8 protein-coding genes are annotated in these 14869 nt (G+C 36.1%); 5 read left to right on the top strand and 3 right to left on the bottom strand.

Annotation, left to right across the window (positions count from 1 at the left end):
- Positions 1-94 precede the first annotated feature (94 nt).
- The 4 genes from DPQ31_RS17650 (at position 95) to DPQ31_RS17635 (ending at position 7710) form a co-directional block, all read left to right on the top strand.
- On the top strand, positions 95-2194 hold the full coding sequence (locus DPQ31_RS17650; RefSeq protein WP_208730809.1) for a vWA domain-containing protein: 2100 nt from the start codon (positions 95-97) through the stop codon (positions 2192-2194).
- Positions 2195-2270: 76 nt separating this feature from the next.
- On the top strand, positions 2271-5633 hold the full coding sequence (locus tag DPQ31_RS17645) for a tubulin-like doman-containing protein (RefSeq protein WP_000175115.1): 3363 nt from the start codon (positions 2271-2273) through the stop codon (positions 5631-5633).
- Between the two features lie 57 nt (positions 5634-5690).
- Entirely contained in the window at positions 5691-5831 is a 141-nt protein-coding gene (locus DPQ31_RS17640; protein WP_001116188.1) for a hypothetical protein, read from the top strand.
- Positions 5832-6327: 496 nt separating this feature from the next.
- Complete coding sequence (locus tag DPQ31_RS17635) at positions 6328-7710, top strand: APC family permease (RefSeq protein WP_000054728.1); 1383 nt, start codon at positions 6328-6330, stop codon at positions 7708-7710.
- An 81-nt stretch (positions 7711-7791) separates the two neighbouring features.
- On the opposite strand, the gene DPQ31_RS17630 is transcribed toward DPQ31_RS17635, so the two are convergent.
- From DPQ31_RS17630 to DPQ31_RS17620, 3 genes are read right to left on the bottom strand one after another with little or no spacing between them, the layout of a single operon-like run.
- Positions 7792-8928: a Ger(x)C family spore germination protein gene (locus DPQ31_RS17630; protein ID WP_208730808.1), complete on the bottom strand. Its 1137-nt coding sequence runs from the start codon at positions 8926-8928 to the stop codon at positions 7792-7794.
- Entirely contained in the window at positions 8929-10026 is a 1098-nt protein-coding gene (locus DPQ31_RS17625) for an endospore germination permease (RefSeq protein ID WP_208730807.1), read from the bottom strand. It lies immediately after the preceding gene.
- A complete protein-coding gene (locus tag DPQ31_RS17620; protein ID WP_097958398.1) occupies positions 10023-11561 on the bottom strand; it encodes a spore germination protein in 1539 nt (512 codons plus the stop codon). Before DPQ31_RS17620 ends, DPQ31_RS17625 begins: the two co-directional genes overlap by 4 nt.
- Before the next feature lie 360 nt (positions 11562-11921).
- On the opposite strand from DPQ31_RS17620, the gene fdhF reads away from it, so the two are divergent.
- Complete coding sequence (gene fdhF, locus DPQ31_RS17615) at positions 11922-14861, top strand: formate dehydrogenase subunit alpha (RefSeq protein ID WP_088055892.1); 2940 nt, start codon at positions 11922-11924, stop codon at positions 14859-14861.
- Positions 14862-14869: the final 8 nt, after the last annotated feature.

Below are 14869 nucleotides of genomic sequence, written 5' to 3'. Positions count from 1 at the left end.
TGGGTTAGTTGTCCTAAAATACAAGTCATATATCTTGTTTCCTCTCATAAATTTAAACATAGGAATTTGTCTACAAAGGTGGCGAAGCCTCATCATGAAAATTCGAATTTGTGCCACATTCATGTTGTTTCTATTTATATGGTTACATCCTTATTGGACTTTTGCAAAAGGAGAGGAGGCAAAGGAAAGGGTCGTTTCACTTGTATATGATGATTCGGGCAGCATGAGAAATAACGATCGCTGGAAATATGCCAATTACGCTTTGCAAAGTTTAGTTGCGCTATTAGATGAAAAAGATACATTTTCTTATGTTCCAATGAGCAAGCCGAATAATCCGTTAAACATTTCGTTAACGAAGGATAAAAGGCAAACAGAAATTGAAGGAATTGGAGCGTGGAAAACGTATTTAAATACTCCTTTTAGCGCAGTAGAGACGGCGATGCAATCTATAAAAAAGGAAGCAGATATAGATGGAAAACGTGAATTTTGGCTTATTGTATTAACTGACGGGGCATTTAATGATCTAGAAAAAGATAAAGTTGGCGGAAAAGAACAAATTACAAAGAAACTAACAGACTTTAAGAAAGAAATGGATGTAAAAAAGATATCTTTACATCCTATCTTAATTACGATGGAAGAGGATTTAGGGCAGCAAGAAAAAGAACAATTAAATACGTTTAAAGAAATATGGAAGAAAGAGATAAACGGAGTTACGATGCCGTCAAGCGGAGAGGATGGCATTGTAAAAAGTGTAAATCAAGTGGCAGCATTAGTTGCGAATCGTGATCCATTCTCCTCCGTTGAATCGATTGTAAAAACGAAAGTAGTAGGAAAGAAAGTAGAGATTACAACGCCGTTCCCATTAAAGCGTATGACGCTTGTACGACAATCGCCTTCGCTGTCTAATTATCAGGTCACACAAATTTCGAAACCATTACAGTTACAGTCTTCTTTTTCCATACATGCACCCGGAAAAGCGAAATTATTCGGAAATATAGCTCATATAAGCACGGAAAATCAGGAAGTCATTAAACCAGGAACATATACGATAGAAGTGGATCGGGATATTGAGAAAGAAGGATTGCAAGTACTTGTTGAACCAGCGCTTAACTATACGGTTTCTACTTATGACAAAGATGATAATAGTCAAAAAAATGTTGAACAAATGTACGAAGGTGTTACTGCTGTTATTGAAGCAAAGCCTACTGAGTTACCAATTCAGTCTTCTTACTTTCAAGCAGAAGTAGAAATAGACGGAAAACAATATCCGATGAAGTGGAACGATAAGAGGCATGTGTTTTATTACGAAACGAAGATTGGTAAAGGGTTAGTACGTGGAAAAGTTCATATGAATATAAAGGGATTTTACAGACAGACGAAAGAATTCAAAATTGAAACAACAGAAAAGCCAAAATTATCACTTCAAACTGTTACGAAAGATTATGAAGAAAAAGTAACGAATTTAGAGAATAGTAAACCGTTTATTTTACAACCAAAGTTAGATGGTAAGCCGATGACAGAAGGGGCTGTAAAGAAACTATTAAAATCTACTGGTGTCACATCTAAACAATCAATCAACTATGAAATAAAACAACGTGGTAATCAAATTTACGTTTATCCTCGTCCTTATTACTCCGACACATTCAATTTCACAGATACTGGCACCGTAGAAGCTACCATCGTTATACAAGATGCGAAATTACAAGAAGTAAAGAAGCAAATATCACTCCATATTCAAAGTGCGCCGTTTTATGAAAAGTATGCGCTTATTTTTAAGTTTGTCATTCCTATCACTTTATTGCTGCTAGTAGTAGGCATAATCGTTTTAGGATGGATTGTTCGTCCAAGATTTCACCGGAAAGCGCTATTGTATTACGAATGGGATCAAGAAGTAGCGAAAGATTGGTTATATCAATCTGAACCAGAATTACTTCGAAATAAATGGTGGAAACATTATTTTGGTATCCCATTTCGAGCAGAAAGAAAAACTGTGCAATCCGTTACGTTTATAGCCAAGAAAGGCTCGAAATCTGTCTTTGTAGCGAAAGAGTCACAAGTAGTAGGAATGATTATTGATGGGATGTTTATAACAGAGGAAGAAGTAGGAATGGAGCATAAGACACTATATCCAAATGAACTTTTATTAATTGATAGAGGATATGGTAAGGAGATTTACAAATATGAATGTGAATAGTAGGTAGGGATAAGAGGGGAGTCTTAGCTTTCTTTCCCTTTCTTTTTAAACAAGCAAGAATAGGAAGGTGGTTCACATGACATTACAAGTTCCAACGATATTAATTGGATTAGGTGGAATCGGTAGTACTGTGACGCATCAAATATATGAAAAACTGCCTGAAGAGCGCCGAAAAAAGGTAGCGATGCACGTATTTGATACAGATGTGAATACATTGAGTAAATTTGATCATATTCGAAAGTTTAAGACACAAACGAGTTCAAGTAAAACGCCTAGAGAGTATATTGCAGGAGATCCAACGATTCCAGAGTGGTTTCCAATGGATCCAACTATACTTGATAAACCATTAACAGAAGGAGCAGGACAGTTACGCGTCATTTCACGTTTAGCGTTACGTGCTGCGATGAAAGAAGATAAATTGACGTCCTTTTGGCAAGAAATTGAGAAGATTTTTCCGGTTACAAGTGATCAAACGGAATATGGTGTGCGAGTTATTATTGTAACATCACTAGCAGGCGGAACAGGTTCGGGGATGTTTCTGCAAATTGCATTATATTTACGTGAAATGCTTCGGAAAAAACTGCAGCATCATAACATTTTAATACGCGGTGCATTTTTAATGCCTGATGTGTTAGTGAAGACGAGAACGGTTAGTGCGAAAGAATTTGAAACGGTGCAAGCAAATGGTTATGCGTCTTTAAAAGAATTGCATGCCATTACGCTCGGTTCAACTGGAGAATTATCAAAACGCGGTGGTGTAACGATTGAATTAGAATACCGTCCGGATCAAGTAGATGAGGATGGAAGAACGAATCATACGATTAAACAACATCATTTACCGTACAATTATTGTTTCTTATACGATTACGAAAACTTACATGGACACCATTTACACAATTTATCGGATTATATGGAGCAGATGGCAAATACGATTTATTTACAGTTATTTAGTCCGATGTCCACAAGTCATTTTGCACAGGAAGATAATCAAATTCAGCAATTGGCAGAATCAAGCGGGAAAGGACGATATTGCGGGGCAGGAACAGCAAAGCTCATTTATCCATATGAACATGTGTTAAAATATTGTGCTTTAAAATGGGCTGTGCAAGGTTTAGACGAATCGTGGCTTCATTTGGATCAACTCTTTCAAGAAAAGAAGCAAAGGTACGACCAAGATGTAAAACGTGGTATGCAGCGTGAAAAGCCAGAGCGTGGCAAAAGTTATTTAGAGGATTTAGAACATCTTGCTACCCGTCCAGAACAAGCCCATATTTTCTATAGACAAATGTACAATGAAACGCGTGAAGGAGCAGAGGGCGGTAAGCTCGGAGTTGCGAAATCTAAACTGTTTTTAGAAGCTGTAGAAAGCTATGTACAGCGCACAGTGCAAAAAGATGAGGAATTAAATCGTTTGCAGCACGAGTGTAAAATTTCAGCTGCGAAACTAAAAATGATGGAACAAATGAAAGGAGAAGTAGCGAGAGTAGATCATGCGGTTCGTTTATATGCGTATGCGATTCCGAGCCGTGTACATGAACATGTAACGACACTTTTATATGACATGATTGAATCAGACCGTTTTTCACCAAGTGGGTCTGAAGGACAGTCCTATCAATTAAATACATGGTTTTTAAAGAAAACAGACCCTGTTCATCCAGTAGCAGCGCGTTTTATGTTATATGAAATTCGAAAGCAGTTAGTAGAAAAAATGAATCGACTACATGAAAATAATGAACAGAAGCGTAATGTAATTCAAAATTATGATAAAAAATTTAATGTAGGTAATATAGATGGAACGGTAACTGCTGTACGCCGCGTTGAAATCGCTCAGCAACAAGGTTGGTTTGGAAAAATGGTGAATAATCAACAACGTTTATTTAAAAAAGAATTTGAAGATATCGTAACGCAATATGTACACAAATTAAATGAGTACAGAAAAGAAATGCTGTTAGAACTCGTTTATCAATCGTTATATCAAGCAGTTAATAAAATGATTCAATATTGGGAAAGGTTTTTTGATAATTTACATGAAACACGTGAAAATTTATTGTTTGAAATTCAAAAAAGAAGTAAGGAGTTTGAAGGGAAAACAAACCCAACGAATGTATACGTATTAGCGGAAGAGAAGTTGCAAGAAAAAATATGGCAAGATATGCAGCAACATTTAAATTTAGGTGTATTGCCGAAAGATATATCAGCAGAAATTTATATGAGTTTGTATGGGGAATATTGTCGGGATGCGAAAACGGAAGAGATTCAATCGAAAAAGGTAGAAGATTTTTATCGTGAACATATATTGAGCTATTGTTATGATGAATTACAAGTACGTTATCGTGATAAATTAGAACTTAATATTATAGAGGCATTGCGAAAAGAAGCGGATTATAAGAAGCGTGATCGTGATGAATACGTTCGTGAAAAAATTGAAGATCTGTTCCATTTAGCTAGTCCATTCGTGCCGAAAGTTTCTCACCATAGGGAATTACAATATTGGGGTATACATCCAACTTTAAAGAAAGAACTGCAAGAAGAATTAATTCAAGAAATGTTTAAAGAAAAAGATACAGTACATGAAGCTTTTTCACCATTTGAAGTGATCTGTTACCGGGCACATTACGGTTTATCATTGCAAGATTTTCCTAAATTATCATCAGGACACATTGCGAACGGTTTTATGAATGATAAAGGTGACTACTTCCAATCATATTATCGCCGTGTGAACAAATTAAATAGTAAAAAATCTAGTTTAACGCCGCATTTAGATAAGTATTGGCACTTACCAGCCTTTATGCCCGACTTGAATGCGACTCAAACGAAGTTAGACTACGATAAATGTAATCGTGCCCTTCTATATGCGTATATGTATCGCTGGATTAGTTTAGTTGCTGTTGATGGGCAGTTTGTGTATCAATATAACGGCGTTGGACGTAGCTTCTTAATTCAGTCGATGGGGAAAAATATTTCAAGTGAAAGTTATAAATTACACAGAGCATTACTTCATAATCCGTTTATTTATGAAAACATCTTGTCCAGATTTGAAGAAGAGCAAGAAAAGGCAATGATTCAAGGTGGACATTTATATACACATCCGTTCGTATTAGGAGCTCAAGATGTAAGATGGCTTAGAAAAGAACATGTTCACAATCTTTTAGATATGATTTTAATGTATGACCGTGAAGCGAAGTATGATCCGACGTTAGAAGAAACGTCAGATGAATTATTAAGATTATTCCTTGATGAAATCGAACTATACTTTCAAAACTATTACGGTACAGGTGCCGATATGGTTGCGAAGAAAGAGAAAGAAATGTTTATTAAACAATTGTGGGATCGTTCGTATGCAAAAGGGTATGTGGATCCGAATAGCGCTCCTTATAAAAAGTGGCAAAATTTATTAAGTGTTCAAGATGAAGAAGAAACGCCAAAAACGAATGTATAATGAATGAAAAGGGAATCCTTAAAAGTGGCAATACAACTTTAGAAAAGAGGGATTCTGATGCCGTTTTTAGGAAGTGTATATCAAATATTTGGATTGTATCCAGAACTTTATTATGGAATGATTTCAGCTGAGATAGAAGAAGAAGCTCAGAAAGAGAATCTTGAAAATAGTAGTGCAGAAGCTGAAGTGAAAGAATAAAAAAAGTGCAGATGAAAATCTGCACTTTTTTATTCGCTTAAAAAGGTTACATAACTTCGAATGAATTATTATTTAAAGATAGTACTTTGATTAAAGGTATGGTGATTTTATTTGAATTCTATGTAATGAAAATTGTATAAAAATCAGTGAGGTAAAATGAATATGAACATGAAAACAGAAAAAACAATGTTTTCGAGAAAATAATTATGTTTAAAAATAACATTTGATACATAATTAACCGTCTTTGTTTAATTAATTATATTGTTGACAATATAATTAATTGTATGATAAATTCAATCAGCATTCTTAGAGATGTATTTTCGCAATAATTATTTTTAAAATTTACTATGAGTTAAAAAGATTGATTTTTCTGTTTTTAAGATTGCTAAGTCTATAAGAGAAAAGGAGTAAATTGTGTATAATTTTATTTTCTAAACAGAACAGTAATAAAGATTGTAATTAGTAAGAGATAAACTTGAAAAAGAGGTTTCAATGAATGAGTCTTTTAATAAAGAAAACAATGGATGAAGAAAAGAAAAAAGTATTGAATCAAACTTTAGGAGCGATTGATTTAACTCTTTTAGGAATTGGAGCGATTATTGGTACAGGGATTTTTGTATTAACTGGTATCGTAGCGGCTAAACATGCTGGTCCAGCGATTGTATTATCATTTATATTAGCGGCCATTGTATGTGCATGTGTAGCTTTCTGTTATGCTGAATTTGCATCTGCAGTTCCAGTTTCAGGAAGTGTATATTCGTATACATATATGACATTAGGTGAGATTTTTGCATTTATAGTTGGTTGGTGTGTGATGTTGGAGTACTTATTAGCAACTTCTGCGGTGGCAGCAGGATGGTCAGCTTATTTTCAGTCATTGCTACTAGGGTTTAATATTCACATCCCTACAATCTTTGCATCAGCACCTGGCATGGGGAAGGGTGGAATTATTGATTTACCAGCAGTTCTGATTATTTTAGTTGTAACATTTTTATTAAGTCGTGGTGCAAAAGAAAGTGCCCGAATTAATAATATAATGGTTATTATTAAACTGGCTGTTATTGTAGGATTTATTATTGTAGGGACACAATATGTAAAACCAGAAAATTGGCAACCATTTCTACCGTTTGGTTTTCACGGTGTGGTAGGAGGAGCAGCCACTGTATTCTTTGCTTTTTTAGGATTTGATGCAGTTGCAACAGCTGCAGAGGAAGTGAAGCGTCCACAGCGTAACGTACCGATTGGGCTACTTGTTTCTTTATTCATTTGTACCGTTCTATATGTAGGAGTTTCATTCGTGTTGACTGGAATGGTTCCGTTTACGGAGTTGAATGTTGCTGATCCAGTTGCATATGCGTTGCGCACTGTAGGAGAAGATAGAATTGCTGGCTTGTTATCGGTGGGGGCAATAGCGGGGCTAACGACAGTTCTGTTAGTAGCTATGTTTGCATTTGTTCGTGTATCTTACTCGATGAGTCGAGATGGGTTATTACCAAAAAGACTTTCCAGTGTTCATAAACGTTTACAAACGCCATTTTTTAATACGTGGGTTACAGGCATACTAGCAGCTTTATTAGCGGGATTAGTGGATTTGAACTTATTGGCTAATTTAGTGAATATGGGAACGATAACAGCGTTTGTTTTTGTATCTATAGCTGTCATTGTACTAAGGAAGACACATCCTAATATGAAAAGACCATTCCGTGCGCCCCTAGTACCTTTTTTACCTATCGTTTCAATAGTAAGTTGTATATATTTAGCTTTGAACCTTTCTAAGCTTACTTTAATTAGTTTTGTGGCATGGATTATAATCGGTGTTTTTATATATTTTATATACGCAAAAAAACACAGTAATGTTAGAAACGGAAATAGAGTATAGTCTGTTGAAATAATACTTGTCATGTAAATGAATACACGCTATCTGTTCTTTATACTTATAAGAACAGATAGCGTGTATTTTTTATTTAATAATCCCACTTTCTAAAATTTTGATAGTCGGTGTTACTTTTGCGCTAGCTTTTGAAAAGGAATTAGGCCAATCGTCTTCAACCTTCTTCCATTCTTTATATTGAAAAGCCCTCGCATAATCACCAAATCCGAATGGATCCAGTTGCTGTTTTTGAATTTTGTGAATTAATTCGTTTAAATCTTTCTTTAGTTGTTTTGCGATAAGTGAAGTTAATTTCTTTTTATCTTTATCTAAATCCATATTGAATGTAATCTCAGATATAGCAATTTTTAAATTCATTTTAATATTAAATTTGAAACGGTTATCGCTATAGCCTGAACGAATGTTACGATTCATGCTAAGAACATTTATAGTTACGAAATCGTTGCCTTCTGTATCTTTTAAATTACTATTACTTTCAACTCGAGTAGAAGGGATCTTCATTGTAAGAGAAACTGGTGTATTAGCCTTCTTTTGTAATAGAAGAAGAAGTGCGCTTTCATAACGATTTAATGACATTTTATAAATTCCACGAGAAGTTAGTAGTGCAGAACCGGTAACGATAACATCTTTTTTACCTTTTTTTATTTCTGAAATAGCAGGTGTTATACCTTTATTAAACGTTTGCCTGTGAAATTCATGAAATGTCGTAAAAACGGTCCGATTGTACAGTTTGTTCGTATTAATTAAATCAGTTAAGTACTCAGGAAGAGCAGGCTTATCTTTAAAGTTATTATATATAACAGAGGAAATGGGACCATTTACTGCAACCAAACGCATATTTCCAGTGTTTTTAGGGTCGCGATACCAAACATCAAGGTAAGGCATAGCACCTTCTTGTTTTAAAAAATTATTGCTAAATAAAATGAGCTGTAACTTTTCTGTAGAAACTAGACCGTTGCTTGAACTATTAAACGTTGCTTTTGCTTCTCGAGGGGTATGTACTTTCGCTACATGGGTTTCGTATTTTTTCTCTACATCTTCATTAAAAATAGGGTTTACATGGTACACAATTAATTTACCTTTTGCTTTTGCGTCAAACCCGTAAATTAATGAAATCGATTGTTTTTCTAAGTCGAGCCGATCGCCACAGCCTGTTAAAAAGATTATGAGAAAGCAAAGTATAGTGAAATGAATAAAGCGTCTCATTTAAATTTGTCTCCTTTTCCAATACTGATAAAGTGTCATGTATAAGAGAAATACGACTGGGAATAGAAAAACGATAAAATAACTTGTAGTTCCCCAAAATTCCCGTAAGGCACTTATTTGATAAGAGGAAGGAGTATAAAAGAATAAAACGAAAACACACCCGAATAATAAAAACCAAACAGGCAATGAATTGCTTTTTTTGTTAAGTAATTGATTGATTCCATCTGAAGCAGTGAAAATATAAGGAATGCAAGAATCAAAAATAATAAAGAGATAAAATGACAAAAAGATAATTTCAAAGCGCTCAAGAAATGAAAAGTGAAATGGTGTAACAAGAGAAAGAGTGGGCCATAAAAACTTTGTAATACCATCTGGGCTAAAATAAACAAAAGAGACGAAAGTGACTTGAAGATAAACAAATAGTGTAATTAGATTTGCAAGAACAATTCCTTTCTTTGCAGATGATTTGTTACTAAGGTAAGGATAAAGGACAAATGCAAACTCAAATCCGAGAAACGCAATAATAGTTGATTTTACTGTGTGTAAAACTGGCATCCAACCTTCCTTAAGAAGAGGAAGAAGGTAAATCCAATGACTATCTTTAAGAGGGATAAATAATAGCAATGGCATCCACAAAGTAAATAGAACAGTAAAAACAGCGTAGCGACTTATAATGAGAACACCTTTACATGCTAGCATAACCATTGGAATAGAAAGCAAAATCATAATTAAAAACATTGGAGATCTAGGTAAAATCCAAATATGAATGACATATAAGAGGGAGAATATTAAAGAAACAGCGGCAAGTACAGCATATAAAATCCAAAGAAGCATCGCGACTTTTCCCAGCCAGTTCCCTAAATAACGTGTTAATACATCAAGTAAAGAATAACCAGGATGTTTCGCCATAATTTGTATAATGCAAAGACTTACACAAGTCGTTATAGCCCATCCAATAATAGTTGACATCCAGCCATCGGTATTCGCTCCTTGTGCAACTTCACGAGGAAGCGTGAGGACGCCGAATCCAACTTGAACACCACTAATTGTTAGAATGTATTGAAATAAAGTGATCTCCCTCTTTGCACGATTTGTCACTTATTTTCCTTCCTTTCTTTCACGTCTCGTTGTCGGTTTTCTTGTTTTAAGTTAAGAGAGAGCGGTCGTTTTTTCATTACTTTCCATGGTAAACGTATAAGAATGTCTTTTAAATCCGAAGCAAATGACGGAGAAAAAGGACTACCATATGGTACACCAAGTGATTCCATAGAAAGAATATGGATGATGATAACTGCCATCCCAACCATAATGCCAATGACACCAAATAAAGAAGCAATTAGCATCATTGGGAATCGAAGTAGCCGAATCCCTGCAGACATTTCCATGTTAGGGATGATGAAAGAAGCGACTGCAGTAATGGATACGACGATAACCATAACGTTACTTACAATTCCTGCTTGCACTGCAGCCTGTCCAATTACAATTCCTCCTACGACGCCGATCGTTTGTCCAACGGGACCCGGAAGCCGAACCGCAGCTTCACGGAGCATTTCAAGTACTAATTCCATCAAAAGTGCTTCTAATATAGGTGGAAAAGGAATTTTAGCACGAGACTCGCCGATTGTTAACAATAATTTAAGCGGAATCACTTCATAATGAAAGGAAATCATAGCAATATAAAGAGCAGGAGCAAAAATTGCAATAAATAATCCTGTGAAACGAAGGAGACGTATAAAAGATGGAATCATTGGTCTGAAGCTGTAATCATCTATTGTTTGAAAAAAAGCTGAAAAGGTCATAGGTCCAATTAATACGCCGGGTGAGCGATCTACAACAACAGCGATTCGCCCATTCAAAATGTGATGGGCCGTCGTATCAGGACGTTCGGTTATTGATAATTGTGGAAAGAGCGTGTATGAATTATCTTCAACAAAACCTTCTAATTCACCGGTAGTAAGAATAGCATCCACTTTTATTGATTCAATGCGGCATGTCATTTCTTGTATGACATCTTCGTTTGCGATGTCTGCTAGGTAAAGTAAAAAAACTTTAGAACTTGCTCGCTCGCCAACGGTGAATTCCTTCACCTTTAATTCGCGATTTGGGATATATCGGCGAATAAGAGCGAGACTGTCGCTCGCTACTTCATTAAATCCTTCATGTGAGCTTTTTATTGATGTCTCTGTTGTAGGTTCTTCAATGCTTCTTTTTGGTGCCGCTTGCGTATCTAGTTCTAAAGCTGATAGTTGCCCATCTATAAATAAAATACTTTTACCATGTAAAAGGGATTGTTCAATGTCTGTCCACTTCTGAACCTTTTTTATATTTCCGATAGAAACGGAAGATTCCCAAAAATCGTCCTCATTCCACTCTTTAAATAAAAGAGGACGAAGAATATCTACATTAATAACAGTTTTATCTACAAGTCCTTCCATATATATAAGAGCAGCCTCTTGGCCGTTTTTTAACGGAAAAGTACGTGTAATTAATTCTGGAATACCACTAAATAACTTGGACAAGTGTTTTAAATTAAGTGGAAGAGAAGAAGAAATAGGTTTATGTAATGTATGATCAGCTTGCTCTTGTGCAGAAAAAGATTTTTCACCGCGTATCCATTTGTTAAAAGACCCCATTTGTTCACTTTCTCCTTGTTATGTTTTATCCCGGATTAACGGGCTACCCGTAAAAGTCCGATTGGTTAAGGCTGATTAAAGTTTCACTTTATATGGGTTATTATGGATAGTTGCATGCAGACATATGCGTAGTTTAAATTACATATTGTATATTTTTAACTTTAACGCTATAATAATAGTGTTAAAGATGGAATCGTGATATGACCTGTTATGAATCTATCGTTTTATTTATGAATAAATGGATTGGTATTTTAGCAAGATGTGCTAATACACTACTCCACCATGATGATAACGTGCCCAAAATGTGGTGCGTATATTTTCGTGGTGGAGTTTTTTTATTCTCAAAAAGGGGGAAAGACCATGAATGACAACATGGTTCATATTACAATTGACGGAAAAAAGTATACAGCGGAGCCCGGTTCAACGATATTAGGCATCATTAATGACAACGGGATTGAACATCCGCAAATTTGTTATGTACCAGAAGTAGACCCTATTCAAACGTGTGACACTTGTATTGTAGAAGTTGATGGAAAGTTGATGAGATCTTGTTCGACAGTGGCGACGGAAGGTATGAACATTGAACTCGGTTCTGGTCGTGCGAAAGAAGCACAAACAGAGGCGATGGATCGATTATTAGAAAACCATTTATTATATTGTACGGTATGTGACAACAATAATGGGAACTGTAAACTGCATAATACTGCAGAATTAATGGAGATTGAACATCAAAAATATCCTTACGAACCAAAAGTAGATGTAAGTGAAGTTGATATGACTCATCCGTTTTATCGCTACGACCCTAATCAATGTATCGCATGTGGTCAATGTGTAGAGGTGTGCCAAAACTTACAAGTAAATGAAACGATATCTATCGACTGGGAAGCCGAGCGTCCTCGTGTTATTTGGGATAATGGCGTAGATATCAATGATTCTTCATGCGTGAGCTGTGGGCAATGTGTAACGATTTGTCCTTGTAATGCTTTAATGGAGAAATCAATGCTTGGTGAAGCTGGATTTATGACGGGATTAAAGCCGGATATTCTTGAACCGATGGTAGATTTAATTAAAGAAGTTGAGCCTGGATATAGCGGTATTTTTGCGGTATCAGAAGTGGAAGCGGCCATGCGTGAGACTCGTACGAAGAAAACGAAAACAGTATGTACATTTTGCGGTGTCGGTTGTTCATTTGAAGTGTGGACGAAAGGGCGTAAAATCCTTAAAGTACAACCATCTTCAGATGCGCCAGTTAACGCAATTTCAACTTGTGTAAAAGGGAAATTTGGTTGGGACTTCGTAAATTCTAAAGAACGAATTACGAAACCATTAATTCGTAAAAATGGAACGTTTGTTGAATCTACATGGGAAGAAGCACTGAATGTAGTTGCAAATAAATTAGGCGCTATTAAAGAAGAGTATGGCAAAGGTTCTATCGGATTTATCTCTTCCTCTAAAATTACGAATGAAGACAATTATGTCATTCAAAAATTAGCTCGGCAAGTATTTGGAACGAATAATATTGATAATTGCTCACGTTATTGCCAATCACCAGCAACGGATGGTTTATTCCGTACAATTGGTATGGGCGGTGATGCAGGAACGATTAAAGATATTGCGCAATCTGGTCTTGTTATTATTGTAGGATGTAATCCGACAGAAGGTCATCCTGTTTTAGCTACACGTATTAAACGGGCACATAAATTACACGGACAAAAGTTAATTGTAGCGGATCTTCGTAAAACAGAAATGGCAGAGCGATCAGATGTCTTTATTAGTCCAAAACAAGGAACAGACCAAGTATGGTTAATGGCTGTTGCGAAATATATGATTGATCAAGGTTGGCATGATCAGGAGTTTATTAATGAAAATGTAAACTTCTTTGAAGATTTTAAAGAGAGCTTAAAAGAATATACACTTGAATATGCAGAAGAAGTAACAGGTATTTCAACAGAAACACTTATCCAAATGGCTGAAATGATTCGTGATGCAGATGGTACATGTATCCTTTGGGGTATGGGGGTAACGCAAAATACAGGTGGTTCTGATACTTCCGCTGCAATTTCAAACTTACTTCTTGCAACAGGGAATTATCGTCGTTCAGGTGCAGGTGCCTACCCACTTCGAGGTCATAATAACGTACAAGGTGCTTGTGATATGGGAACTTTACCAGGATGGCTTCCTGGATATCAGCACGTTACGAACGATATGGAACGTACGAAATTTGAAATGGCTTACGGAGTGGAAATTGATAGTGAACCAGGTCTTAATAATATTGAAATGCTTCACGCAATTGAAGAAGGAAAGATGAAAGCTATGTATCTTGTCGGAGAGGATATGGCTCTTGTAGACTCGAATGCAAATCATGTACATGAAGTGTTATCAAGCCTTGATTTCTTCGTTGTACAAGATGTTTTCCTTTCTAAAACTGCTCAATACGCAGATGTTGTATTACCGGCAGCACCATCTCTTGAGAAAGAAGGTACTTTCACAAATACAGAGAGACGTGTGCAAAGATTGTATCAAGTTCTTCCTACACTTGGTGATGCGAAGCCAGACTGGTGGATCGTGCAGGAGATTGCGAATAAATTAGGTGCAAACTGGAATTATAGTCACCCAAGTGAAATTTTTGCTGAAATGGCAAGCTTATCACCGCTATTCTCACAAGCAAACTATGAAGTACTTGAAGGATGGAATAGTTTCCATTGGGGAAGTTTTGATGGAACGAATACACCGCTACTTTTCCAAGATGGATTTAATTTCCCAGATAAAAAAGCGCGTTTTGCGATTGCTGACTGGGTACGTCCAGCTGAATTCCCAGCGGAGTTCGACCTTCACATTAACAACGGTCGTATGTTAGAACATTTCCATGAAGGAAATATGACAAATAAATCAACAGGTATTCAAACGAAAGTACCTGGCGTTTTTGTTGAAGTTTCTCCAGAACTTGCAAAAGAACGTGGCGTGAAAACAGGTTCATTAGTGCGCCTTGTTTCTCCTTTTGGAGCACTAAAATTACGGGCACTTGTAACGGATCGTGTAAAAGCGAATGAGTTATATGTACCGATGAACTCTACAGATAATGAATCGGCAATTAATTTCTTAACAGGCCCTGCTGTTGACGTACGTACGAATACACCTGCTTATAAACAGACGAAAGTGCGCATGGAAGTGTTAGAAGTTAATGGCGAAAATCCGATGCCAAAAGCGAACCCGCGTAATAAAAAACGTCATCCTCAAGCTGGTATTGAGGTAGATCGTAAGTGGGCACGTCCAGGGTATGTACATTTAACGGATAAGTAGGGAGGAGA

It is taken from the genome of Bacillus sp. COPE52 (assembly GCF_003355115.1).
Taxonomy (GTDB): Bacteria; Bacillota; Bacilli; order Bacillales; family Bacillaceae_G; genus Bacillus_A; species Bacillus_A toyonensis.
Note: the sequence above shows the minus strand (reverse complement) of the source record. Positions and strands in the feature narration are given on the sequence as shown.

Excerpts from the sequence above, each read along its gene's own strand:
- DPQ31_RS17630 (WP_208730808.1), bottom strand. The coding sequence starts at position 8,928 with ATGAGACGCTTTATTCATTTCACTATACTTTGCTTTCTCATAATCTTT.
- DPQ31_RS17640 (WP_001116188.1), top strand. The coding sequence starts at position 5,691 with ATGCCGTTTTTAGGAAGTGTATATCAAATATTTGGATTGTATCCAGAA.
- fdhF (WP_088055892.1), top strand. The coding sequence starts at position 11,922 with ATGAATGACAACATGGTTCATATTACAATTGACGGAAAAAAGTATACA.
- DPQ31_RS17645 (WP_000175115.1), top strand. The coding sequence starts at position 2,271 with ATGACATTACAAGTTCCAACGATATTAATTGGATTAGGTGGAATCGGT.
- DPQ31_RS17620 (WP_097958398.1), bottom strand. The coding sequence starts at position 11,561 with ATGGGGTCTTTTAACAAATGGATACGCGGTGAAAAATCTTTTTCTGCA.
- DPQ31_RS17650 (WP_208730809.1), top strand. The coding sequence starts at position 95 with ATGAAAATTCGAATTTGTGCCACATTCATGTTGTTTCTATTTATATGG.
- DPQ31_RS17635 (WP_000054728.1), top strand. The coding sequence starts at position 6,328 with ATGAGTCTTTTAATAAAGAAAACAATGGATGAAGAAAAGAAAAAAGTA.